The 20,298-nt window shown below is 67.7% G+C and carries 25 protein-coding genes, 1 pseudogene and 1 riboswitch; of the genes and pseudogenes, 19 read left to right on the forward strand and 7 right to left on the reverse strand.

The features are described 5' to 3' along the window. The 4 genes and pseudogenes from AC1DBQ_RS10595 to AC1DBQ_RS10610 form a co-directional block, all read left to right on the forward strand. A pseudogene (locus tag AC1DBQ_RS10595) lies at window positions 1-466 on the forward strand (hypothetical protein); the annotation flags it as partial. After that, window positions 456-833: a hypothetical protein gene (locus tag AC1DBQ_RS10600; protein ID WP_476928458.1), complete on the forward strand. Its 378-nt coding sequence runs from the start codon at window positions 456-458 to the stop codon at window positions 831-833. The pseudogene AC1DBQ_RS10595 and the gene AC1DBQ_RS10600, both read left to right, overlap by 11 nt. Continuing rightward, window positions 830-1,009 carry a hypothetical protein gene (locus tag AC1DBQ_RS10605; RefSeq protein ID WP_476928459.1) on the forward strand — a complete coding sequence of 60 codons (180 nt, stop codon included), beginning with the start codon at window positions 830-832 and terminating at the stop codon, window positions 1,007-1,009. The genes AC1DBQ_RS10600 and AC1DBQ_RS10605 overlap by 4 nt, the downstream gene beginning before the upstream one ends. A 74-nt stretch (window positions 1,010-1,083) precedes the next feature. Further along, window positions 1,084-1,812, forward strand: a complete 729-nt coding sequence (locus AC1DBQ_RS10610; protein ID WP_476928460.1) for a hypothetical protein — start codon at window positions 1,084-1,086, stop codon at window positions 1,810-1,812. Window positions 1,813-1,997: 185 nt separating this feature from the next. On the opposite strand, the gene AC1DBQ_RS10615 is transcribed toward AC1DBQ_RS10610, so the two are convergent. Further along, a complete protein-coding gene (locus AC1DBQ_RS10615) occupies window positions 1,998-2,600 on the reverse strand; it encodes a phosphoribosylanthranilate isomerase (protein ID WP_476928461.1) in 603 nt (200 codons plus the stop codon). Window positions 2,601-2,717: 117 nt separating this feature from the next. On the opposite strand from AC1DBQ_RS10615, the gene AC1DBQ_RS10620 reads away from it, so the two are divergent. After that, window positions 2,718-3,356, forward strand: a complete 639-nt coding sequence (locus tag AC1DBQ_RS10620) for a HutD/Ves family protein (RefSeq protein WP_476928462.1) — start codon at window positions 2,718-2,720, stop codon at window positions 3,354-3,356. A gap of 17 nt (window positions 3,357-3,373) precedes the next feature. Here the strand turns inward: AC1DBQ_RS10620 and AC1DBQ_RS10625 are convergent, their stop codons facing one another. From AC1DBQ_RS10625 to AC1DBQ_RS10640, 4 genes are all read right to left on the reverse strand, one after another. Then, complete coding sequence (locus AC1DBQ_RS10625) at window positions 3,374-4,195, reverse strand: ABC transporter permease (RefSeq protein WP_476928463.1); 822 nt, start codon at window positions 4,193-4,195, stop codon at window positions 3,374-3,376. A 13-nt stretch (window positions 4,196-4,208) separates the two neighbouring features. Next, the gene (locus AC1DBQ_RS10630) at window positions 4,209-5,126 is read right to left on the reverse strand and encodes an ABC transporter permease (protein ID WP_476928464.1); all 918 of its coding nucleotides are present in this window, start codon (window positions 5,124-5,126) and stop codon (window positions 4,209-4,211) included. 82 nt (window positions 5,127-5,208) lie between these two features. Then, a complete protein-coding gene (locus AC1DBQ_RS10635) occupies window positions 5,209-6,396 on the reverse strand; it encodes an ABC transporter substrate-binding protein (RefSeq protein ID WP_476928465.1) in 1,188 nt (395 codons plus the stop codon). Between the two features lie 115 nt (window positions 6,397-6,511). Then, window positions 6,512-7,585, reverse strand: coding sequence for an ABC transporter ATP-binding protein (locus AC1DBQ_RS10640; protein WP_476928466.1), 1,074 nt, complete (start codon window positions 7,583-7,585; stop codon window positions 6,512-6,514). 282 nt (window positions 7,586-7,867) lie between these two features. Between AC1DBQ_RS10640 and AC1DBQ_RS10645 the strand changes: the two genes are divergently transcribed. From AC1DBQ_RS10645 to AC1DBQ_RS10670, 6 genes are all read left to right on the forward strand, one after another. Beyond that, window positions 7,868-8,608 carry a FadR/GntR family transcriptional regulator gene (locus AC1DBQ_RS10645; protein WP_476928467.1) on the forward strand — a complete coding sequence of 247 codons (741 nt, stop codon included), beginning with the start codon at window positions 7,868-7,870 and terminating at the stop codon, window positions 8,606-8,608. Between the two features lie 65 nt (window positions 8,609-8,673). After that, window positions 8,674-9,423: a cache domain-containing protein gene (locus tag AC1DBQ_RS10650; RefSeq protein ID WP_476928468.1), complete on the forward strand. Its 750-nt coding sequence runs from the start codon at window positions 8,674-8,676 to the stop codon at window positions 9,421-9,423. A 52-nt stretch (window positions 9,424-9,475) separates the two neighbouring features. Then, window positions 9,476-9,543: riboswitch (guanidine-III (ykkC-III) riboswitch) on the forward strand. A 9-nt stretch (window positions 9,544-9,552) separates the two neighbouring features. Beyond that, window positions 9,553-9,876 (forward strand): DMT family transporter, encoded by a 324-nt coding sequence (locus AC1DBQ_RS10655; RefSeq protein ID WP_476928469.1) that lies wholly within the window; start codon window positions 9,553-9,555, stop codon window positions 9,874-9,876. Window positions 9,877-9,878: 2 nt separating this feature from the next. Continuing rightward, entirely contained in the window at window positions 9,879-10,286 is a 408-nt protein-coding gene (locus tag AC1DBQ_RS10660) for a DMT family transporter (protein WP_476928470.1), read from the forward strand. 142 nt (window positions 10,287-10,428) lie between these two features. Further along, window positions 10,429-11,451, forward strand: a complete 1,023-nt coding sequence (locus AC1DBQ_RS10665) for an aldo/keto reductase (RefSeq protein ID WP_476928485.1) — start codon at window positions 10,429-10,431, stop codon at window positions 11,449-11,451. Between the two features lie 20 nt (window positions 11,452-11,471). Beyond that, the gene (locus AC1DBQ_RS10670) at window positions 11,472-12,122 is read left to right on the forward strand and encodes an MBL fold metallo-hydrolase (RefSeq protein WP_476928471.1); all 651 of its coding nucleotides are present in this window, start codon (window positions 11,472-11,474) and stop codon (window positions 12,120-12,122) included. 142 nt (window positions 12,123-12,264) lie between these two features. Here AC1DBQ_RS10670 and AC1DBQ_RS10675 read toward each other — a convergent pair whose 3' ends face one another. Together AC1DBQ_RS10675 and AC1DBQ_RS10680 are read right to left on the reverse strand one after the other, a co-directional pair. After that, window positions 12,265-14,172: a DEAD/DEAH box helicase gene (locus AC1DBQ_RS10675; protein ID WP_476928472.1), complete on the reverse strand. Its 1,908-nt coding sequence runs from the start codon at window positions 14,170-14,172 to the stop codon at window positions 12,265-12,267. Between the two features lie 340 nt (window positions 14,173-14,512). Then, complete coding sequence (locus AC1DBQ_RS10680) at window positions 14,513-14,818, reverse strand: hypothetical protein (RefSeq protein WP_202615858.1); 306 nt, start codon at window positions 14,816-14,818, stop codon at window positions 14,513-14,515. Window positions 14,819-15,065: 247 nt separating this feature from the next. On the opposite strand from AC1DBQ_RS10680, the gene AC1DBQ_RS10685 reads away from it, so the two are divergent. The 8 genes from AC1DBQ_RS10685 to AC1DBQ_RS10720 all read left to right on the forward strand — a co-directional run bounded on the left by AC1DBQ_RS10685 (window position 15,066) and on the right by AC1DBQ_RS10720 (window position 20,015). After that, the gene (locus AC1DBQ_RS10685; protein ID WP_476928473.1) at window positions 15,066-16,145 is read left to right on the forward strand and encodes a class I SAM-dependent methyltransferase; all 1,080 of its coding nucleotides are present in this window, start codon (window positions 15,066-15,068) and stop codon (window positions 16,143-16,145) included. Further along, the gene (locus tag AC1DBQ_RS10690; protein ID WP_476928474.1) at window positions 16,142-16,810 is read left to right on the forward strand and encodes a class I SAM-dependent methyltransferase; all 669 of its coding nucleotides are present in this window, start codon (window positions 16,142-16,144) and stop codon (window positions 16,808-16,810) included. Before AC1DBQ_RS10685 ends, AC1DBQ_RS10690 begins: the two co-directional genes overlap by 4 nt. A 376-nt stretch (window positions 16,811-17,186) precedes the next feature. Beyond that, window positions 17,187-17,378, forward strand: coding sequence for a DUF2273 domain-containing protein (locus tag AC1DBQ_RS10695; protein WP_476928475.1), 192 nt, complete (start codon window positions 17,187-17,189; stop codon window positions 17,376-17,378). Next, window positions 17,375-17,665 carry a hypothetical protein gene (locus AC1DBQ_RS10700; protein WP_476928476.1) on the forward strand — a complete coding sequence of 97 codons (291 nt, stop codon included), beginning with the start codon at window positions 17,375-17,377 and terminating at the stop codon, window positions 17,663-17,665. Before AC1DBQ_RS10695 ends, AC1DBQ_RS10700 begins: the two co-directional genes overlap by 4 nt. Before the next feature lie 415 nt (window positions 17,666-18,080). Then, window positions 18,081-18,311 (forward strand): CsbD family protein, encoded by a 231-nt coding sequence (locus AC1DBQ_RS10705; protein WP_476928477.1) that lies wholly within the window; start codon window positions 18,081-18,083, stop codon window positions 18,309-18,311. A gap of 56 nt (window positions 18,312-18,367) precedes the next feature. Then, entirely contained in the window at window positions 18,368-18,955 is a 588-nt protein-coding gene (locus AC1DBQ_RS10710) for an RNA polymerase sigma factor (RefSeq protein WP_476928478.1), read from the forward strand. Further along, a complete protein-coding gene (locus AC1DBQ_RS10715) occupies window positions 18,952-19,605 on the forward strand; it encodes an Asp23/Gls24 family envelope stress response protein (RefSeq protein WP_476928479.1) in 654 nt (217 codons plus the stop codon). Before AC1DBQ_RS10710 ends, AC1DBQ_RS10715 begins: the two co-directional genes overlap by 4 nt. Beyond that, window positions 19,602-20,015: a hypothetical protein gene (locus AC1DBQ_RS10720; RefSeq protein WP_476928480.1), complete on the forward strand. Its 414-nt coding sequence runs from the start codon at window positions 19,602-19,604 to the stop codon at window positions 20,013-20,015. Before AC1DBQ_RS10715 ends, AC1DBQ_RS10720 begins: the two co-directional genes overlap by 4 nt. The last annotated feature ends 283 nt before the right edge of the window (window positions 20,016-20,298 follow it).

The raw sequence follows: 20,298 nt of genomic DNA on the forward strand, positions 1-20,298 counted from the left end.
AGCCATCGGACTACTGCTCATGGGCGCGGTCCTCGCGACATCCACAGTCGTTTCCCGCTACGGAAACGACAGCATGGAGAGCTTCAATAACGACGAAATCGCTGTAGTGAACCGCCTCTATTCGATGGCGCCCACCGGCTCCATCCTCATCGAGGCAGTTCGCAACACCCCGTGGAGATTCCAGCACTACGCGGATTATGACTACCGGGCGCTCGTTGCTGCCGAGCCCGTCCCCAACGCGGCGCCGCTTACCTGCGAAGCGGCAAGTCAGATCGCCCGCAAAGCGGGCGCGTACCTCATCGTGACCGAAAGCCAGCAGGAGGCCGCCGATCTTCGCGGCTCCACTCCCGCCGGCGATCTTCAACGTTTTGTCGCCACCTGCGCCACCACTCCGGGCTGGACGAAGGTTTATGAGAACGCCGGCGGCGTGATTTTTCACATCGAAGGAGTTAGCAATGCCAAGTGAACGCAGCTACGTGAGCTATGCGACGGCAGCCGTCGCCGTGGCCGCCATACCGCTCTCGTTCGTCGGCCCCGAGGGGCTGCGCCTGGCGGTGATTGGCCTGTTGATGCTGGCCGGTCCCGGGACAGCGCTGGTGCTGCTGCTCCGCTTCGACCCCCCGCGCTCAGCCCAGGCTACTGGCGCGCTTCCCCTCAGCATCGCCATCGCAATTGCCTTCAGCCTCACGATGTCCACCGTGGTGGCGACGGCGATGATCTATGCGCGGCTCTGGTCACCTCCGGCGGGCGTCTGCATCCTGTCGATCCTGACCCTCGCCTTCCTCGGCATCGAGCTCAAGAGGCCAAAGCGCGTCCTGGTGCGTGCAAAATGATTATCGTCGTGATCGGACTGGCCACAGTGGCGGCACTCGTGAGTTGCGATGTACTGCGCGTCTTGAGGCCGGACCAGGCGCTGCCGCGAGCCGTGGTGATCATCACTGCAGCGCTGCTGGCCGTAGTCGGCATCTCGGCCGTCGTAGAGCTGGTCCAGTTGGCGCAGTTGGCGTGAACGAAGCCGGACCGCTCGGCTCAGCGGCTCAAGCCCACCCAAACAAGTCGAACCAAGCACGGAGAGTATCGTCAATGAGAAAACTCAAAGCACTCAGCACGGTGGGGACGCTCGGATTGCTCGTAGCCGGTTCCCTTGTTTTCGGTTCCGCCCAGGCGGCTACCGCTGCGACCTGCAGTCCCGCCCCGACGAACTCGTACCCGGGCACCCTCGTACTCGCCACAGGTTTTGAGGCGGGCGGCTGGTGCGGGCTCGTGCCCCAAGTCTCGGGAACAGGCACGGCAACTATTTCCAGTTCGCTGTCACATTCCGGCACTCATTCAGCCAAGCTGCACGTGACCACGGACTCCGGTTCGCTGGCAAATCTCTCCGCCCCGGCATTTCCCTCCGGGACGAAGACCTCCTACGCAGACGGCTGGTTTAAGATCACGGTGGCTGGCGTGTCCGGCAATGACGTTCCGTACTTCCGGTTCTTCTCAGGCTCCACCCGGGTTGCGGACATCTACCGGTATAACAGCAACGGGCAGCTGTGGCTGCGCGTGACCGCACCGGACGGCACCTTTGTCTACACGAAGCTGATTTCCTCAAGCATCACTTTGAGCGCCTGGCACCACGTCAGCATGCGGGTGACCGCCAATGGCAGCACGTCGACAATCCAGGTGTGGTTCGACGGCGTGCAGAGGTACAGCAGCACGAGCGTCAAGATGAAAGGGACCACCTTGAGCAAGGTTCAGCTGGGCGCCGAGCACTACCGGCAGAAGGGCGACGAGTACATCGACGACGTCATCATCAAACGCTCATAGGACCTGACCCCGCGCGGACAGGTGAGCCGGCGCGAGCATCGTTTGATGCCAGCCCGCCAGGAGAGTGGCAGACAGGGAACCCTCCCCGGCTGCCACTCTCCCGCATGTGTGCCGTGGTGCGTGCCCTGTATGGTGCGTGCCTGTGTTGTGTGTGACCGATGCTGCGTGTGCGGGGCGGGCCGGTCTTATTCCGCGGACTTGGCGGCCCGCACGAAGTCCCTGATCTTGGCCAGATCCTTGACGCCGCGGGCGGACTCGACGCCGGAGGAGACGTCGACGCCCCAGGCGCCGGCCTCCGCCGCCGCTCGGGCCACGTTGGCGGGATCGAGGCCGCCGGCGAGGAGCCATGTCCGCGCGCCAAGAGCCTTCGCCCGGACGGAGCCGTAGTCCCAGGCCTCGCCGGAGCCGGGGACGGCGGCGTCGATCAGGAGCAGCTCCTCGCCCCAGTTGTCGAAGGCTTCCGGGGCGGCACCCATGGTGACGGCCCGGATCAGCTTCATCCCGGCGTCGTGCACCGTCCGGACGTCCGCGGGTGAGCGGTCGCCGTGGAGCTGGACCCAGGCCAGGCCGGCCTCACGGGCCGCGGCGACAGCGTCGGCCGCCGGTTCGTGCCGGAACACCCCCACCGCGGGCAGCCCGGGCGGGACCTGGGTGAGCAGGCCCCTGACCTGATCCGGGGTGACCTCCCGGGGGCTGCGGGTCAGGACGAAGCCGACCGCGTCCGCGCCCGCCTCGGCAGCGGCGCGGACCGACTCGGGGGTGCTGAGACCGCACACTTTGACAAACATTCGGGCTCCTTCTGCACGCTTCCTGCCTCTGACGGTAGCAAGACCGGACAGCCAGCGCCGACTTTACGTCAGCGCCCGCAGCCGGGGTGGGCCGGTGCGGGCCGATAGGCTGAAGCCATGGAGATCATCCGCTATGCCGAGCTCAAAGCCCACCCCTGGCGCAACGGCGGCGGGGTGACCCGCGAACTGGCACGCCATTCCCGGACCGCGTCCGCGCAAACCGCCCTGCAAAACACAGTGGATGACAGCGGGTGGGACTGGCGCGTCAGCATTGCCGAGGTCTCCAAAGCCGGGGCGTTCTCGGCCTTCGCCGGGATGGACCGCGTGCTGACCGTCATTGACGGCGAATTGTTGCTCCTGAGCGTGGACGGTGCCGAGCACCCGCTCGAGAAGTACCGTCCGTTCCGGTTCTCCGGCGACGCGGATTCTGCCGGGGCACTGCCCACCGGCGACATCCGGGACTTGAACGTCATCACCCGCAACGGCGCTTTCAAGGGCTACACCTCCATCATCGAGCTGTCCAAGAAGCGCGCCCATCCGGTGTTCGCCGGCCAGTTCGGCATCCTCCTGCAGGGCCAGGCGACTGCCAGCCCCGGGACCGCGGGCGGCCTCGTGCCCGATGCGGGCGCTCCCGGGACCGAGACGGTGCCCGTCGAGCTGAACCGTTATGACGCCGTCGTCGGCTCCGATACCGCGACGCCGGAAATCCTGGGCCGCGGATTCCTGGCGGTCGTCTCCATCGACCCTGCTGCCTAACGAGGTAGGGACAAGCCTTAGTCCGCTTTCACGCGGGCCCCGCTGACGCCTACCGAGTCCCCCGAGAGCCGCTGCGCGAGCCAGATGGGAACGATCGAGACCACGATCAGCACGACGGCCACGACGTTGACGACGGGCGCCTGATTCGGACGGAAGAGGTTCTGCAGGATCCAGATCGGCAGCGTGGTCTCGCCGGCCCCGATCGTGAACGTGGTGACGATGATCTCGTCGAAGCTCAGTGCGAAGGCCAGCAGGCCGCCGGCCAGCAGGGCTGAGCGCAATTGGGGGAATGTCACCAGGCCGAAGGTGGTGAAGACGCCGGCACCAAGGTCGGCGGAGGCTTCCTCCAGGCCGGCGCTCGTTCGCCGGAGCCGCGCAATGACGTTGTTGAACACGGTCACCATGCAGAACGTCGCGTGGGCGATCACCACCGTCCACAGGCTCAGCGGCACGCCCAGGATGGTGGTGAACATGTTGTTCAAGGCAATGCCCGTGACCACACCGGGCAGCGCGATCGGCAGGATCACCAGGAGGCTGATGACGTCGCGGCCGAAGAATTTGTAGCGCTGCAATGACATCGCCAGCAGAGTCCCCAGCACCAGCGAGATGATGGTTGCCACCACCGCCACCCACAGGGAGGACACGACGGCATCCCTGACGCCGGGCGAGTCAAAAGCCTTGCCCCACCACTCCAGGGTGAAGCCCTTCGGCGGCCAGCCGAACGTCCGGTCCGCGTTGAACGAGTTCACCACCACCAGCATCAGCGGGGTGTAGATGAACAACAGCACCAGCCCGGAAACGACGCCCAGGACCGCCTTGGCGCTACGGGAAAGTCTCATGATGCTCCTCGCGCTACAGGTTGTTCAGGGCGCCGGTGCGGCGGACGATGAAGAGGTAGAACATGATGATGGCGATCGGAACCAGCGACACCGCGGCCGCAAACGGGAGGTTGTTCGCGGCGCCGACGTTCGCGTACACCACGGTGCCGAGCATCTGGGTGGTTCCTCCGACGATCTGCGCGGTGATGTAATCCCCCAGCGACAGGGAAAAGGTGAAGATCGTGCCCGCGATGATGGAGGGGACCAGCAGCGGAAGCATCACAAGGCGCATGGTGGTCAGCGGCTTCGCGCCCAGGTCTCCGGAGGCTTCCAGCAGGGAGTCGGGCACCCGGTCAAAGCCCGCGTAGATCGGCAGGATCATATACGGCAGCCAGATGTACGACAGGGTCAGGATGACGGCGGTCTCGCCGTAGCCCGGAGACGACAGGCCGATCGGAGCCCCCAGCCACTCCAGCAGGCCGCCCTCGGCCAGGACATTCCGCCAGGCGTAGGCCTTGACGAGGTAGCTGGCCCACAAGGGCATCAGCACGGCCACCACAAGCAGCTTCTCCCAGCGGGCGCTGGCCACCTTGGCGATGAAGAACGCGATGGGCAACGCAAGGAACATATCGATCACGGTGACCGCGACGGCGATCCACAAGGTCCGCAGGGTGATCCGCTGATACACCGGATCGGTCAGGACCGTGACGATGTTCTCGGTGGTCCAGACGGTGGACACCTCTCCGGTAAAGGTGTCCACCGTCCAGAACGCGGTGATCAGCAGCGCCGCCAGGGCGGCGATGTAGACCAGCACCAGCCAGCCTGCCGGGGCCGTGAGCAGCGCGGCCAGCCTCAGCCGGGGTGAGCGGTGAAGCAGCGCCGAGAAGGCGTGGGCCTTCGCCCGCGGTACAGCGCCGGCGTCACGGGGTGCGCCGGGCGGACGCTGTTGCATCTGTTGTGCCATCTCGCCTTAGTTTCTGCCGGACGTCGGGGCCGGCTGTTCTTTCCGGATGCGGTGCGGTCCGTTGCCGGAGTCAGCCCTTGATTTCGGTCCAGGACTTGGTCCATTCCGAATAGTCGGTGCACTTGACGTCCTTGCGGCCATCGAGGCATTCGGCCACCGGAGTGGTCCAGTACCAGATCTTTTCGGCATAGGCTGCATCACCGGAGTGGTACGTCTCGCAGTGCTTGGGATCCTTGGTCTGTTCGCAGGCCTTCGCGTTGGCCGGGGATTCGCCAAAGTACTCCGCCACCTGGGCGTTCACCTTGGGACTGGCGATGTAGTCGAGCCACTTGTAGGCGCAGTTGGGATTCTTGGTCTTGGACCCGATCATCCAGGTGTCCGACCAGCCGGTGGCACCCTCGGACGGAAGGAGGGTCGCAACCTTGGCGCCCCCTGCGACCGCGATGTTCTCCCCCACCTGCCAGGTGGTGCCGACCACGGTGCTCCCGGACGTGAAGGCCTGAACCTCCTTGACCACATCGCTCCAGTATTCGCCGATGTGCGTGCGCTGCTGCTTGAGCAGATCGACGGCGGCGGCCAGCTGGTCCTTGTCCAGGGCGTAGGGGTTCTTGATGCCCAGTTCCGGCTTATGCGCCATGAGGTAGACGGCGGCGTCGGCGATGTAGATGGGCGAGTCGTAGGCTGTGACCTTGCCGGTGTTCTTGGCGGCGTCGTCAAACACCGCGCTCCAGGAGGTGGGCGCCGGGGTGACTTTGTCTGTGGAGTACATCAGCAGGTTGGCGCCCCAGCCGTGGGGCATTCCGTAGTTCACACCATTGACGGTGTTCCAGGCCTTGTCCTTCAGGAACGGATAGATGTCCGGGTAGTTTTTCAGCAGGCTCATGTTGACCGGCTGCACATCCTGGCCGGCCACCAGGCGCAGCGAGGCATCGCCGGAGGCGGAGATGACGTCGTACTGCCCCGTGCGCATGAGCGTCACGGCCTCATCCGAGGTGCCGAAGGGCTTGAAGCTGACCTTGCACTGGGTCTCTTGTTCGAACGGATGCACCCAGTCCACCGCCGGGTCGTTGCTGCCGTCTTCCACGTACCCGGGCCACCCGAGGATGGATAGCTGGCCTTCACCGGCGCCGATCTCGGTCTTGGTCGGCTGCGCCGACGGTGAGGAACCCGATCCGCCGCTGGTCCCGCAGCCGGACAGCGCGAGCGCCGCCGCCGCTACCACCCCGACCACGAGGGAGGCCTTCGTTCTTGGTGCCATGATCCTTACCTTTCGATGGGGGTGAATCGATGTAGGGGTAAATCGCTAGGAGTGAAAATCTGCGGGGTGGAAACGCCGCGCGGACGGCCGGGTGTCTGCCCTCCACGCCCCGGCGTCAGGAGCCGTGCGCCGGGAGCCAGACGACGGCGTCGTCGTCCCAGCTGACGGTGACGGGCCGGTTCACCAGCTCCGCGTCGCTGCCGGGCAGCTTTTCCGGGACGAGCGCGACGACGGCGGGGCCGCCGTCGAGCTGCACGCGCACCTGGGTGGCGTGCCCGACGTACACGAACGACGTCACAGATCCGGACCGGGACGTGACGCCGGCCCGGTGCTCCGGTTCCCCGGCCCAGGCGACGCGCAGCCGCTCGGGCCGGATGCAGAGGGGCTCTGCCCGGCCGTAAACGGACTGGGCCTGGCCGGCGTCGAAAATATTGGAGGTGCCGACGAAATTGGCCACGAAAATGTCGCCGGGGCGCTCGTAGATTTCGTGTGCCGTACCGATCTGCTCGATGCTGCCGTTGTTGAACACCCCGATCCTGTCGCTCATCGTCAGGGCCTCCTCCTGGTCGTGGGTGACGAAGATGAAGGTGATGCCCAGCGAGCGCTGCAATTCCTTGAGTTCGACCTGCATCTGCTGCCGGAGCTTCAGGTCCAGGGCGCCGAGCGGCTCGTCCAGCAGGAGGACCTTCGGCTCTACAACAAGCGCCCGGGCCAGGGCAACGCGCTGTCGCTGGCCGCCGGAGAGCTGGGCGGGTTTGCGGCCGACGAACTTCCCCAGCTGGACGCGATCCAGAGCCTCCCGGGCCCGCTCCCGGCGCTGGTTCCCGGGCATGCCGCGCACCCGCAGCCCGTAGGCGACGTTGTCCACGAGGGACATATGCGGGAACAGGGCATAGTCCTGAAAGACGGTGTTGACGTCCCGCTGGAAGGGCGCCTTCGCCGTGACATCTTTGCCCTCGAGTTCAATGGTGCCGGAGGTCGGCAGCTCGAAGCCGGCGATCAGCCGCAGCACCGTGGTCTTGCCGGAGCCGGACGGGCCGAGCATGGAAAAGAATTCCCCGTGGCGGATGTCCAGGTCCACTGAGTTGACCGCGACGGTATCCCCGAAAACCTTGGTGAGCTTGCGAAGCCGGATCGCCGGAACCTCGTCGGTTCCGGTGGAGGTGCCAGCGGCCAGTGTTTCGGTCATACGGTGCGCCTTACTTCGTTGCCGGATCGTCCACGGGAGAGCCACGCAGCGGCATGTGATCCAGTCCACACTGGGCTGCTGGCCAAAATGCTATTACTTCATAGGTTTTATGTATAGACCCTCCGGCAAAGCCCGGTTTAGGATGACATCAGCCCGGACGGCGCACGGCGGCGCCGCTCCCGGAAGATGCTCTCGGGCGCTGCGCTTAGACGCTGCATTCGGATCCTGCACGGATGCCCCGGCCGGGGCGGCTGCGGACCGCCGGAGGGAAGGGAGGCCCTGATGTTGTTGTCGCCGAAGGGCGCCTCCCGGAGCTTGGCGGCGGTGTTCACGCCGATCAAATCCCGCGGGCTCGTGGACGAAGTGTGCGCCCGGATCGAACAAGCGGTGGAGACAGGGCTGCTGACGAGCGGCCAGCGGCTCCCGAACGAAACCGAACTTGCCGCAGCCCTGGGGGTGTCCGCCGTGACGGCACGGGAGGCCCTGTCCCAGCTGCGGGCCTCGGGAATCATCCGGACCGCGCGCGGCCGCAGCGGCGGGAGCTTCATTGCCGACAACGTGCTGCCCTCCCGGGAACGGGCCCTGGCCCAACTGCACGAGGTGAGCCGGCTGCAGATCAGAGACCTGGCGCTGCACTACCAGGCGATCGCCGCGGCCTGCGCAGGTGTCGCGGCCCGGCGTTCCGACGCCGCCGACGTCGCCACCCTGCGCTCGTTCATCCCGGCAGCGGACGACGACTCCCTGAGCTGGCGCCTGGCGCTGTCCGAGTTCCTGTTGGAAGTCGCGGCTATTGCCCGCTCCGCGCGGCTGGCCCGGGAGCTGATCCGGCTGCAGGCCGATCTCGGCACCCTCACGCTGCTGCCCTGCGCGGACTCCGGCTACCGCGGGCGTACCACTTTGATCCTCGAGAACGTGGCGGCAGCCATCGAGGCCCACCAGCCGGCGGCCGCCGAAGCCGGAGTCAAAGCCCTGATCGCCGCCACCACCGACTGGCTGCTGACCGAGCAGGCCAAACGCTATTGACCGCACCCCTCTGAGCGCTTTCCCTGACCGCACCGTCCCGGCACCTTCGAGCTAAGGCAGCAACCATGTCCGACACCACCTCCACCGCAGGTCCCTCCACCGCGCCGGCCGGGGCCGACCCGGCCCTGGCGTCCGCCGAGCGGGCCGTCGCCGAGCTCGATTCCACCATCGCCGGCATCGAGCACCGGCTTGCGGCGTGGGCCGCCGATGCCGGGGCAGCCCTGGCCGCCATGTCCGGCAAGGTTACGGGCACCGCCGTGGACAAGCTCATCCGGCCGGTGGTCGAGGACTTGGTGCAGCTGCCCGACGGCTACGCGGCAGGCGCAGGGTTCATTGCCAACGCCGGGCTGCTCGGGCCGGAGCGCAGCTACATCGCCTGGTGGCAGGGTCCGGACCTGGAACCCGTGGACGCCCTGGCCAACTTCAGCCCCAACTCCATCAGCCGCTATGTCAAGGCCGAATGGTTCCGGATCCCGGTGGAAACAGGCCAGGCGCATGTCACCGGGCCCTACGTGGATTTCCTGTGCAGCGATGAGTACGTCCTGACCTTTACGCACCCGGTGTTCACCCGTCCGGACGGCCCGGTCGCAGGAATCGTGGGCATTGACGTCACGGTTCAGCGCCTTGAACGCGGGGCCATGCCGGCCCTGCGGCGCATCGGAGACCGGGCCACCCTGGTCAACGCCGACGGCCGGGCCGTGGCCTCAGCGGCGTCCGACATCGACGCCGGAGACCTCACCGCGCCGGATGAGCCGTGCAGGCGCTACCCTGTGGGGCGCACATTCACGGTCTGGAGCGACGCCAACGGACTGTGACGCCGCGGGCTCCGCCGCCGGGCCGTGACGCCGAAGTTGCTAAACTTGGATCCCAAGGCCCCCTTTTCCCGGGCCTCCGGACGACGGTTCAGTACCCGGCACGCGACAAGACTGGCCACAGGAGCTGTCATGTCGTGGCTAATACTCATCCTTTCCGGGGCGCTGGAGGCCGTCTGGGCCGCCGCCCTGCACCGCACCTCGCAGGCCAAGGGCCGCCGCCGGCTGGTCCCGGCATTCGTCTTCCTCGTCGCCGTCCTCGCCAGCACCGGGGGCCTCGCCGTCGCCCTGCAGTCCATCCCGACCGGCACCGGCTACGCCGTCTGGGTGGGGGTAGGCGTCGTGCTGACGTCCGCGTACGCCATCATCACCAAGGTTGAACGCCCGACCGCGGCCCGCCTCCTGCTGCTCGGCGGGATTGCCGCGAGCGTCGTCGGCCTGAAGCTGGTGGCGTGAGGATGGGCGCGAAAAAGGCACCGGGATCACCAGCCGCTTGGCTGATCCTGCTCGCTTCCGCTGTGCTGGAGGCGGTCTGGGCGACGGCCCTGGGACTGTCCGACGGGCTCAGCCGGCCGCTGCCAGCCCTCGTGTTCGCGGTGACGGCCACCCTCAGCATGGTGGGGCTCGGCACGGCCGTGAAGCGCATCCCGCTCGGCACGGCCTACGCCGTCTGGGTGGGGATCGGCGCGGCGCTGACGGTCGGCTGGGCGATGGTTACCGGCGTCGAACCGGCCAGTCCGCTCAAGCTGGTGTTCATCGCCGGGATTGTCGGCTGCGCGGCGGGACTGAAACTGCTGCCGGCCGGAGACGCGGCAGCCCCGGAGGCTAAGCGGTCACCGTCCCCCGCGGAATCCCCCCACGTCTAAGGCAGGACGACGGCGGGTCCCCGGGACGCGCCGTCGTCCTGGCCCCGCAAGCGTCAAAGGTGGGGAAGATCCTCCGGCGGGGCCCGGAATAGCCGCGCGCGCTCAGGGGTTCTTGGCAAGGACGGAACCACTCACAGTGCGAATGGAGACCCAGATGACGGCAACACCAGTCCAGCTCGGCGACGGCCTCACGGTCAGCCCCCTGGGGTTCGGCGGCATGGCCCTGACCCCTGTCTACGGGGATGTGGACCCGGCCGAGGCCCTGAAGACCCTGCACCACGCGGTCGACGCTGGCGTCACGTTTCTGGACACGGCGGACATCTACGGCGGCGGCAGCAACGAGGAACTGATCGGGCGGCTGCTCAAGGAGCGGCGGGACGACGTCCAGCTGGCCACCAAATTCGGCCTGGTCGGGACCCCGTCGGCCGGCTACACGGATATCCGCGGCGATGCGGCCTACGTGAAACAGGCGGTGGATCGCAGCCTGCAGCGGCTCGGCACAGACACCATCGACCTGTACTACATGCACCGCCGTGACCTCCGCGTTCCGATTGTGGAAACCGTGGAGGCCATGGCGGAGCTTGTGCAGGCCGGCAAGGTGCGGCACCTGGGCCTGTCCGAAGTGACGGCCGAGGAGCTGCGTGAAGCCAACAGCGTCCACCCGATTGCCGCTGTCCAGAGCGAATGGTCCATCTGGAGCCGCGATGTGGAACGCAACGTTGTTCCTGCCGCGGCCGGGCTCGGGGTGGGCTTCGTGCCCTACTCGCCGCTGGGCCGGGGATTCCTCACCGGCACCGTGGACGCCTCGACGCTGGGCAGCAACGACTTCCGCCGCAACATCCCCCGCTTCGCCCAGGACGCTGCCGCGGCAAACCAGGACGTGGTGGACGCCGTACGGGCCGTCGCCGCTGAGCTCTCCGTGTCCGGGAAACCGGCAACGCCGGCCCAAGTGGCGCTGGCTTGGCTCCTGGCCCAGGGCCGGAAGCTCGGGCTTCCGGTGGTCCCCATCCCCGGCACGCGCAAGGCGGACCGGATCGATGAGAACGTCGGCGCCTTGTTGCTGGACCTGACGCCGGCGCAACTTGAGACGCTGGACGCCGCGGCGGACGCCGTCGTCGGTTCCCGTTCCGCAGACCCCGGCTGGGTGTCCCAGGGCCGGGAATAGCGCGTCCTAGACTGAAGCCCATGGACTCACTCATTCACTCGCTACGTGACATCACCATCCGCCGGATTTCGGTCAGCGAGATGGACAACAACGTGTATCTGCTCACGGCCAAGGCGTCCGGCGCGCAACTCCTGATCGATGCGGCCGATGATCTGGCCGCCATCCAGGGGCTGCTTGCCGACGCCGCCGCGGATACATCCGCGACGCCGAAGCTGGAGCTGATTGCCACCACCCACCAGCACTGGGATCATGTCCGTGCGCTGCCGGGACTGGTGGAAGCAACCGGGGCGAAGACGGCGGCCGGGACGGAGGACGCCCCCGAACTGCCGGTGAAGGTCGATGTGCTGCTGGACCACGGCGACGTCGGCAACTTCGACGGGTTCGACGTGACCGCGGTCCATCTGCGGGGACATACGCCGGGCTCGGTGGCCCTGGTGTACCAGGACCCGGACGGCCCGGCTCACATATTCTCTGGAGACTCGCTGTTTCCCGGCGGCGTGGGCAACACCCAGAAGGATCCGGAGCGGTTTGCCCAGCTGATCACCGATGTGAGTGAGCGGCTGTTCGACGTGTATCCGGATGACACCGTGGTGCACCCGGGCCACGGGAAGCCGACCACCCTGGGTGCGGAACGCCCGCATCTGGAAGAGTGGCGCGCCCGCGGCTGGTGAGGCCAGAAACCTCATCGAGTGCTCCAGAACAGCCCTTATGAACCTTCTAAAGGGCAGTTACGGAGCACTCGATGGTGGTTAGCTGGGGCCACGACCGCCGGGTTCCCTGACCGAGCTTGCGAGGTTAGGGAGCGGTTGGGGATTAGCGGCTGCGGCGTTCGTTCGAGGCCGGGGCCGACGCGCGGCGGGGGCCGCCGCTGCGTGCCGGACGGCCTTCGCTGGAGCGGCCGTTGCCGCCGCCCGCGTAGGATCCGCCGGAGGTTCCGCCGGTGTTGGAGGACCAGACCGCCGAGTTTGCGCCGGACTTGGCACCGGCAGCGGCACGCTGGCCCGTTGCCGGACGTCCGCTGCGCTGGCCGCCAGCCGAAGCCCCCGTGCGGGGAGCACCACCCGTGCGGGGAGCGCCACCGGTCCGGGGAGCACCGCTGCGGGGAGCCGAAGCGCCCCGGGCGTCGCTGCGGCCTTCTGCGGCGCGTCCGTCCGAACCGCGGCCTGCAGCGGCACGTCCGCCGGCGGCCGGGACATCGTTGTGGTGCCCGTAAGCAGTCACGCGGCCACGGCCGCGCGCATTCCGGCGCTCGGCGCGCTCGGCGTCGGCGCGGTCCTGGTTCTTCTCCGCGACGCGCTCTGCGGCGTTCCGGGCAGCGGCCTGGCCTTCATAGGCGACGGCGCGGCGCTCGGCACGCGGCAGATCGGTGCGGGGAGCCTCGGCTCCGACGCGTCCGCGTCCGCCACGGCCGCCCCGGCCACCCGCAGTGGGTGCAGCCTGGGTGGTGCGACGGGCGCGCTTGCGCTCGGCGTTGGCGCCGGTCGACGTGCCGCCGCCGTGCTGGGCGGCCTTGGCGGCCAGCAGTGCCGCACGGGTGCGCGGATCGATCTTGTCGGCCATTTCACCCACGAGCTCGGCCACCAGCGGCGAGTTGGCGGTAACGCGCTCGAAGTTAACCTCGACGCCGGCAGCCTTCATGAGCTTCTTGACGTCGGACTGCTGCTCCGGCAGGGTCAGCGTGACCACCGTGCCGTCGGAGCCCGCGCGGGCCGTACGGCCTGAACGGTGCAGGTACGCCTTGTGCTCCGTGGGCGGATCCACGTGGATGACGAGCTCGACGTCGTCGACGTGGACACCGCGGGCGGCGACGTCGGTGGCGACCAGGACGCGGACCTCGCCGGAGGAGAACTCGGCCAGGTTGCGGTCACGGGCGTTCTGCGAGAGGTTGCCGTGAAGGTCGACGGCGGGGATGCCGGCGTCGGTCAGGGTCTTGGCCAGCTTGCGGGCATGGTGCTTGGTGCGCAGGAAGAGCACCCGGCGGCCGGCACCCGAGGCGAGCTCGACAATCAGCTGCTTCTTGACGGTCTGGTCGTTGACCACGAGCACGTGGTGTTCCATGGTGGTCACCGCGGCCTGTGATTCATCCACCGCGTGGGTCAGCGGGTTGGAGAGGTAACGCTGGACGATCTTGTCCACGCCGTTGTCCAGGGTGGCGGAGAACAGCAAGCGCTGCCCCTGGCTGGGGGTCATGTCCATGAGCTTCTTGACGACCGGCAGGAAGCCGAGGTCGGCCATGTGGTCGGCCTCGTCCAGGACGGTGATCTCGACACCCTCGAGGGTCAGGATGCGCTGGCGGATCAGGTCCTCCAGGCGGCCCGGGCAGGCGATGACGATGTCGACGCCGGCGCGGAGGGCCTTTTCCTGGCGGGCCTGGGAGATGCCGCCGTAGATCACGGTCGTGTTCAGGCCCATGGCCTTGGCCATCGGCTCGATGGTCGCGTTGATCTGGGTAGCCAGCTCGCGGGTCGGTGCGAGGACCAGGCCCATCGGGCGGCCCGGCTTGCGGAAGTGCTTGGCTTCGCGCTCGGCGAGTCGTGCCACGAGCGGGATGGCGAATGCGATGGTCTTGCCGGAGCCGGTGCGGCCGCGGCCCAGGACGTCGCGTCCGGCCAGGGTGTCCGGGAGGGTCTTGACCTGGATGGGGAACGGTTCAACGATCCCCTGCGCGGTGAGGGTGTCAGCGAGGGCCTTGGGCGTGCCAAGGGCAGCAAAAGTAGTCATAAGTTCAGGGTCTTTCAGGCGGTATCCATGCGGATATCGGCCCCCGGCGCCGGTTGGCTCAGGGGTTCGCCGAAGAAAAGTCAGGTGGTCAACCGGGCTGCTGCCAAACTTCAGCTAGCGGCGGCCAGGACCAAATGGAACGCGTTCATCGACGCAGGATGTGCCTCTCACATGAAAAAACCCACTCCCTGCGGGCGGGCCCCGAAGGAATCCGGCAGGAGATCCGGTTGATGGACCGAAGCCGGTCAACCGAATATGAGTGGGCATCACTGCACATCAAGTTTCACCAGTCTAGCATCCGGCCGGGCCGGATCCCGTTTCCGTGACCTTGGTGCAGCTCCTAGCCGGCCAGGCTGGGCGCTTGGAACAGCGGCATGTGGGACGGCTGGGCGGGCGTGCGGGCGGCTGCCCGGGACGCCGCCTTGGCTGTGCCCGGGTCCGCTGCCCGCAGGATAACGAGCGCCTCGGCGTCGATCAGGCGGCGCGTCCCCGTCCGGGAGTCCAGGATCCAGAACAGGTCCACGGCCGTGACCGTCTGCGTTACCGTGCCCCGATGGAAGAGTTTGCCGTTGTGCCAGGCCTCGATCTCGTCCCCCACGTTCAGCTCACTTGAGCTGCGGATGTGCCGTGCTTCTTCAACGTCCATGATCAGTGCCTTCCCCAGCGGTCCAACGTCCTGTGCCCAGCATTCACGATGGAGGTTTCGGAATGGTTTCCGGAGCGTGATTTCCATGTGTCCGCAGGTCCGTCCGCCAGGGCCGCTGCTGACCGCCGTCGTAAGTTGCCGTCGTCTTGGTTGCCGCCGCCGTTGTTGACCGCCGTCGTTGTTGACCCCGGTTCCGTCCCGGAGGAGCATGGTGGGCGGATGGGGCGGCGAGAGGAGACGGGCACCGATGCCGGGAATAATTGCCGCTGGAACCTTTCGGGTCATCCAACTGGCCCTGCTTCCCTTGGGGGTAGCGGCCTACGTCGCGACCGTCCCCCGAATGCTCGCGCACAGCCGGCGCACGGGCGTTTCGGCCACCGTGTTCGCCTCCCTCTACACCCGCTGTATGCAGCACCGGCTGCAGACGAGGCCGGATGACCCTGCGGACCGGCTAATGGCCGTCATGCCGAATGTGTCCCAGGAAGGTTTCCGGCTGGAGACGGCACCCACCCTGGTGGGCCACCTGATGACGGGCTACGTTCCCAGGATCTACCGCTATCCCTACCGGGGGCGCGCGCCGATGCACCACCAGTCGACAGCGCGGACCAGTTACTACGACGCCGCCATCCAGCGGCATCTTGCCGGCGTGGACCAGCTCGTTGTCCTCGGGGCGGGATTCGACACCCGGGTGTTCAGGCTGTCACCGGAGAACCGCGTGCGCTCCTTTGAAATCGACATGCCCCGGACCCAGGCCCACAAAATCGCAATGCTCGAGAAGGCGGGCCTACCCACAAACCTGGCCACCTATGTGTCCGCCGATTTCGAGACCGAGGACTGGATGGAGAAGCTGGTGGCCGCGGGGTTTGACCCCGGCAGGCCCGCGTTCTTCCTCTGGGAGGCGGTGACCATGTACCTGGACCGGGCCTCCGTCGAGGCGACGCTGTTCAGGATCGCCGGGACCGCCCCCGGCAGCGTCGTGGCCTTTGACTACTTCTCCCGGGAAATCGTCGCCTCGCGGTCGCCTTACATGCGGTACGCCCGGGCGGCGACGAATTTTGTCGGCGAGCCCCTGACCTTCGGCATCGACAACACTCCCCCGGCCAGGAAGAGTGCCGCGGACTTTGTCGGGTCCTTCGGGCTGGTCCTTGAGGAACACCGGAATTTCGGCCGGGAGACCCGACGGCGGTCCGCGCCGGCCGGGTTCGTCACCGCCGTCGTGCCTGCCGCCGTCGGGCACAGCCCGCAGGGGACCGGAGCGCAGGCAAACAGCCAATCGGAAAACGGCCTTCATAACCCGGCCGCCCACCACGATGAGGGGAAACCATGACGGAACACAGCCACGAGCATCACGCCGATCCTGCGGAGCCCGTCAGCACCGCCCGGATGTGGGACGAAAAGTACAGCAGCCGCCCGCGGATGTGGAGCGGGCAACCGAATCCACAGCTGATCGCGGAGGTTGCGCATCTGACTCCCGGCGAGGCCTTGGATTTGGGCTGCGGGGAGGGCGCGGACGCCATTTGGCTAGCGGCCCGCGGATGGTCGGTGACTGCCCTGGACGTCTCGGCCGTCGCCCTTGAACGCGCGGCCGCCCACGCCCAGGAACGGGGTCAGTCGGCCAAGATCGAGTGGGTGCAGCAGGATCTGGCCACCTGGGTCCCGGACCGGTTGTTCGACCTCGTCACGGCCCAGTTCCTGCACTCCACCCAGATGCCGTGGCAGCAGGCGTTGCAGCTCGCCGCGGCCGCGGTGCGCACCAGCGGCACCCTGCTGATCGTCGGCCACCACCCCGACGGCCTGCCGCCGTGGGGCGGGCACCATACACCGGAGAAGTTCTTCACCGCCGAGGAGCTTGCCCATGAGCTCCGGATCGAGGAGCCCCAATGGCGCCTGGAAGTCCTCGACAGCCGGCATCGCAGCGTCATCGGCCCCGAAGGCGAGGCGGCGTCCCTCACCGACGCCGTACTGCGCGCCACCCGGCTGGCAGCCCAATAGCGCGACTTGCCCTCAAACCTCACGTGATGCAGCTCACCATGATTCGACCGTGAGGAATTCCGCTCCGGACCCGTCTTACTTATGACGGCGCCACGGAGCGCCTTCCTCAACCGATCAGGAGTGATTGCATTGACGACCCAGACGCACACCCCGGCAGACGTCCACGGCCAGACCGGCCCGGCAGCCACCTCGAAGGCGCGGTCGACTACCCGCACCCGCTCCAGCAGGTCGCGGACAACGCCCGCGACGCCGTCTACACGGCCATCGAGGACATCGTCGGCATGGAGGTGACGGAGGTCAACATCACCATCACCGATATCCGTGTGCCCTCCGATGACGAGGATGCCCAGGACGCCCGGACTGAGCCGAGGGTGGCTTGAGCCCCACGGCGGCCGGCGTGGCCATCGGAGCCGTCCTGGCCGCAGCGGCGCTGGCCTTCGGGTTCTGGGGCGTCTTGCTCACCGCACTCTTCATGGGGGCAGGGGCCGTGCTGGGCCGCGCCGCCGAAGGCCGGCTGGACCTCGGCGGCGTACTGGACGCCCTGCGCGGCAAGCGCTCCTCCTCATGACCCGGGCCGGGCATACACGGATCGCCCCGGCAGCCCTGAAGCACACCGTCGAAACCATCGCTGCCGGCGCCTTCGGCTTTCCGAGACCCAACGCCGCGGCGGCGCTGGACGACGATTCGGGCCGGCTCGCCGCAACGGTCTCCGTGCAGCTGGCGCTCCCGCCACTGCTGGGCCGCCAGGGGATGGACGCCCAAGGGCAGGACGGCGGCACCCTGTTCGACCGGGCCAGGCCCGCTCCTGGTGGGCCGTGGCGGGAGTCGCCGCGCTCGTCCTGGCGGCCGGGCTGAGCATCGCCTGGGCGGCATCGCAGGGCGGCAGCCGGACACCCAGGGTCGCCAGGGAGGTCGACGGCGACCGCGGCACCACCGTGGTCGAAACCGGGCTCATCGCGGCGGCCGTCAAGCACGCACTCGAGGGCAACCGCCTGGTGCTCGGGGCATCGGTCTCGGCCTGGGAATCCAGGGGCAAAACGGGGCTCCGGCTGCGGCTTCAGGCCCGGCAGGGTGCATCCCCCGGAAGATCGCGGATGCCGCAGAGGAACTGGTCCACGGTATCGACGCGTTGCTGGGCCATCCGCTTCCGGTTCTGGTCCGAATCACCAGTGGCACCAGGACCAAGGTGGCTGGACCTGATCGCGCCCGCTAGCCCGGGCCGACATACGGCTTCACCGCGTCACCTCGTAATGACAGAAAAGGGAACACCATGGGAACCGACGACAAGATCAACAACACGGTCATCCACCACATCGGTGCAGCCAAAGAAGGTGCCGGCAGGCTGACGGGCAACGAGGACCTCAAGCGCGAAGGCCAGCAGGAGCAGGCCCGCTCCAAACTGCAGGAGGCCGGCGAGCGGGTCAAGGACGCCGCCGCCGACATCGGAGAAAACCTCAAGGACGCCGCGCGGAAGCTCAAGGAAGGCTTCAGCAAAGAATAGGGCCGGACGCCCCGCACGGAAGGCCCGTTACGGAAGCAGAGGAAAGCGACAGACTCGTGACTGGTTCACCCTCGGCGCCACATCAATTGGACCTCGTACCGGACGCCTTACTGGCCGGACGGGCCGCCGACGGCGACACGGCAGCCTTTGAGGCGCTGGCCCGCCGGCACGGCCCCCTCATGCGGGCCTGCGCCCGCCGCCTGACCGGCTCCCTCGCCGACGCCGACGACGTCGTGCAGGACTCGCTCATGCAGGCCTGGAAACAGCTCGATACGCTGCGCGACGTCGACGCAGTGAAGAGCTGGCTGCTGCGCATTACCGGCAGCCGCAGCATCGACCACCTGCGGAAGCGGAGAAACCATTCCAACCTCGGGGATTTTGACCATAGGGTAGAGGCTGGCGCGGGGACCGCTCACCAGGACCATCCGGAAAGCGCCGCCCTGAGCGGTTCCCGAATGGACGCCCTTAAGGCCGCCCTCGCCGCCCTGCCCGAGGAGCAGCGCCGCTGCTGGGTGCTGAAGCAGTTCAATGACCAAAGCTATGAGGAAATTGCGCAAACCCTGAACATCAGCCCTGCCAGTGTCCGCGGCCGCCTTGCCCGGGCACGCATCACCCTGGCCCGCGAAATGGAGGACTGGCGATGAGCGCTCCCGGCGACATTCTCAGCTGCGGGCACAGCCTTGCAGACCTGAGCGAATACCTGGACACCGGACGGATCGCCGATCCCGGCCACCTTGCGGACTGTCCCGAATGCCAGTCCGGGCTGGCATCCCTGCGAAGCCTCTCGGCCCTGGGCCGTGAATTGCTCGACGCCGACACCGCCGCTGCCGGCAGCGGAAGCGATGACTGGATGAAGACCATCCTGGGCAACCTTCGCCTGGAACTGCGGCCGGGCCGGAGCATTCCCCTGCGCTCCGACTCACCCGAGGACGTCCTCACCGAGACGGAGGGCTCAATTTCGGCGCTGATCCGCTCCGTGGCGGATTCGCTTCCCGGCACCGCCGCCGGAAAATGCCGCCTGCACGGGGACGTCACCCGGCCCGTGGCGCCCATCACCGTGGGCGTCGACCTCGCCGTCGTGTACGGGCATCCGCTGGAGGACCGCGCCGCCACCCTGCGCTGGAAGCTGGCCGCGGCCCTTGCCCGGCAGACCGAACTAAACATCACGGCGATCGACGTCACCATCACCGATGTCCTGGAGCCCCGAAAGCCGGAGCCCCGGAACCCCGAACCCCACCATCCGGAGCAGCCCCCCGGGCCCGGCGGGCCGCCGACTCCACAGGAGGAGCCATGACCGAGCCTTTGCTTCCCGGGAACGGAACACCCGTGGCGCCACCCGCCGCAGCGCGCTCTTCCGGGGTGCTCGCTCCCGCAGCGTCGCCGCCGGCACAACTTCAGGCGATCATCCTGGCGGTCGACGGCGTGACGACGGTATATCCGGCACGTCCGCTGTGGCAGACGATTGCGGGGGCAGCCCGGTCCGCCGTGGGCGGAGCAACACCTTCGCCGGTGGACGTCACCGAGTCCGGCACCGGCGCAGCGGTAACGACGGTCAAGGCGCGCATCGGAGTGAGCGGGGCGTACCCGGCGCCGGACGTGGCCCGGGCGGTGGCTGCCGCAGTGCGGCGGCATTTCAGCCCGCAGCCCGTGTCTGTCGAGGTCGCCATCGTCCACATCGGCGGCGACCAAATCGGCACCAACTAGGCTGCAGGCACCGGCGGAGCCGCCTTCACAGTGCAAAAAATGTGACAAAAGACAGCGGACGACAACTGAGGCTAAGATGTTCGACAGTTGTCGAAGGCGCCCGCGAATGGGTGAATGGCGGAAGAGCGGCGCCGGCGGCCGCGACGGACGGCCGAGCCGGCGTCGCGCCTTCCCCCAAAGCCCGGGAAAGACGCGGGCTCCAGGCCCGTTCCGGCACCCCGACGGACCTCCGTGCGGCGGACATCAGTACGGCGTATCACCGACCGGCTGGTTCACTTACGCG

It is taken from the genome of Arthrobacter sp. 10T413_2, from assembly GCF_056394205.1.

Excerpts from the sequence above, each read along its gene's own strand:
- AC1DBQ_RS10720 (WP_476928480.1), top strand. The coding sequence starts at position 19,602 with ATGACCGAGCCTTTGCTTCCCGGGAACGGAACACCCGTGGCGCCACCC.
- AC1DBQ_RS10650 (WP_476928468.1), top strand. The coding sequence starts at position 8,674 with ATGTCCGACACCACCTCCACCGCAGGTCCCTCCACCGCGCCGGCCGGG.
- AC1DBQ_RS10630 (WP_476928464.1), bottom strand. The coding sequence starts at position 5,126 with ATGCAACAGCGTCCGCCCGGCGCACCCCGTGACGCCGGCGCTGTACCG.
- AC1DBQ_RS10670 (WP_476928471.1), top strand. The coding sequence starts at position 11,472 with ATGGACTCACTCATTCACTCGCTACGTGACATCACCATCCGCCGGATT.
- AC1DBQ_RS10690 (WP_476928474.1), top strand. The coding sequence starts at position 16,142 with ATGACGGAACACAGCCACGAGCATCACGCCGATCCTGCGGAGCCCGTC.
- AC1DBQ_RS10685 (WP_476928473.1), top strand. The coding sequence starts at position 15,066 with ATGCCGGGAATAATTGCCGCTGGAACCTTTCGGGTCATCCAACTGGCC.
- AC1DBQ_RS10640 (WP_476928466.1), bottom strand. The coding sequence starts at position 7,585 with ATGACCGAAACACTGGCCGCTGGCACCTCCACCGGAACCGACGAGGTT.
- AC1DBQ_RS10645 (WP_476928467.1), top strand. The coding sequence starts at position 7,868 with ATGTTGTTGTCGCCGAAGGGCGCCTCCCGGAGCTTGGCGGCGGTGTTC.
- AC1DBQ_RS10625 (WP_476928463.1), bottom strand. The coding sequence starts at position 4,195 with ATGAGACTTTCCCGTAGCGCCAAGGCGGTCCTGGGCGTCGTTTCCGGG.
- AC1DBQ_RS10605 (WP_476928459.1), top strand. The coding sequence starts at position 830 with ATGATTATCGTCGTGATCGGACTGGCCACAGTGGCGGCACTCGTGAGT.
- AC1DBQ_RS10615 (WP_476928461.1), bottom strand. The coding sequence starts at position 2,600 with ATGTTTGTCAAAGTGTGCGGTCTCAGCACCCCCGAGTCGGTCCGCGCC.
- AC1DBQ_RS10635 (WP_476928465.1), bottom strand. The coding sequence starts at position 6,396 with ATGGCACCAAGAACGAAGGCCTCCCTCGTGGTCGGGGTGGTAGCGGCG.
- AC1DBQ_RS10705 (WP_476928477.1), top strand. The coding sequence starts at position 18,081 with ATGGGAACCGACGACAAGATCAACAACACGGTCATCCACCACATCGGT.
- AC1DBQ_RS10600 (WP_476928458.1), top strand. The coding sequence starts at position 456 with ATGCCAAGTGAACGCAGCTACGTGAGCTATGCGACGGCAGCCGTCGCC.
- AC1DBQ_RS10610 (WP_476928460.1), top strand. The coding sequence starts at position 1,084 with ATGAGAAAACTCAAAGCACTCAGCACGGTGGGGACGCTCGGATTGCTC.
- AC1DBQ_RS10620 (WP_476928462.1), top strand. The coding sequence starts at position 2,718 with ATGGAGATCATCCGCTATGCCGAGCTCAAAGCCCACCCCTGGCGCAAC.
- AC1DBQ_RS10675 (WP_476928472.1), bottom strand. The coding sequence starts at position 14,172 with ATGACTACTTTTGCTGCCCTTGGCACGCCCAAGGCCCTCGCTGACACC.
- AC1DBQ_RS10700 (WP_476928476.1), top strand. The coding sequence starts at position 17,375 with ATGACCCGGGCCGGGCATACACGGATCGCCCCGGCAGCCCTGAAGCAC.
- AC1DBQ_RS10665 (WP_476928485.1), top strand. The coding sequence starts at position 10,429 with ATGGAGACCCAGATGACGGCAACACCAGTCCAGCTCGGCGACGGCCTC.
- AC1DBQ_RS10655 (WP_476928469.1), top strand. The coding sequence starts at position 9,553 with ATGTCGTGGCTAATACTCATCCTTTCCGGGGCGCTGGAGGCCGTCTGG.
- AC1DBQ_RS10660 (WP_476928470.1), top strand. The coding sequence starts at position 9,879 with ATGGGCGCGAAAAAGGCACCGGGATCACCAGCCGCTTGGCTGATCCTG.
- AC1DBQ_RS10715 (WP_476928479.1), top strand. The coding sequence starts at position 18,952 with ATGAGCGCTCCCGGCGACATTCTCAGCTGCGGGCACAGCCTTGCAGAC.
- AC1DBQ_RS10680 (WP_202615858.1), bottom strand. The coding sequence starts at position 14,818 with ATGGACGTTGAAGAAGCACGGCACATCCGCAGCTCAAGTGAGCTGAAC.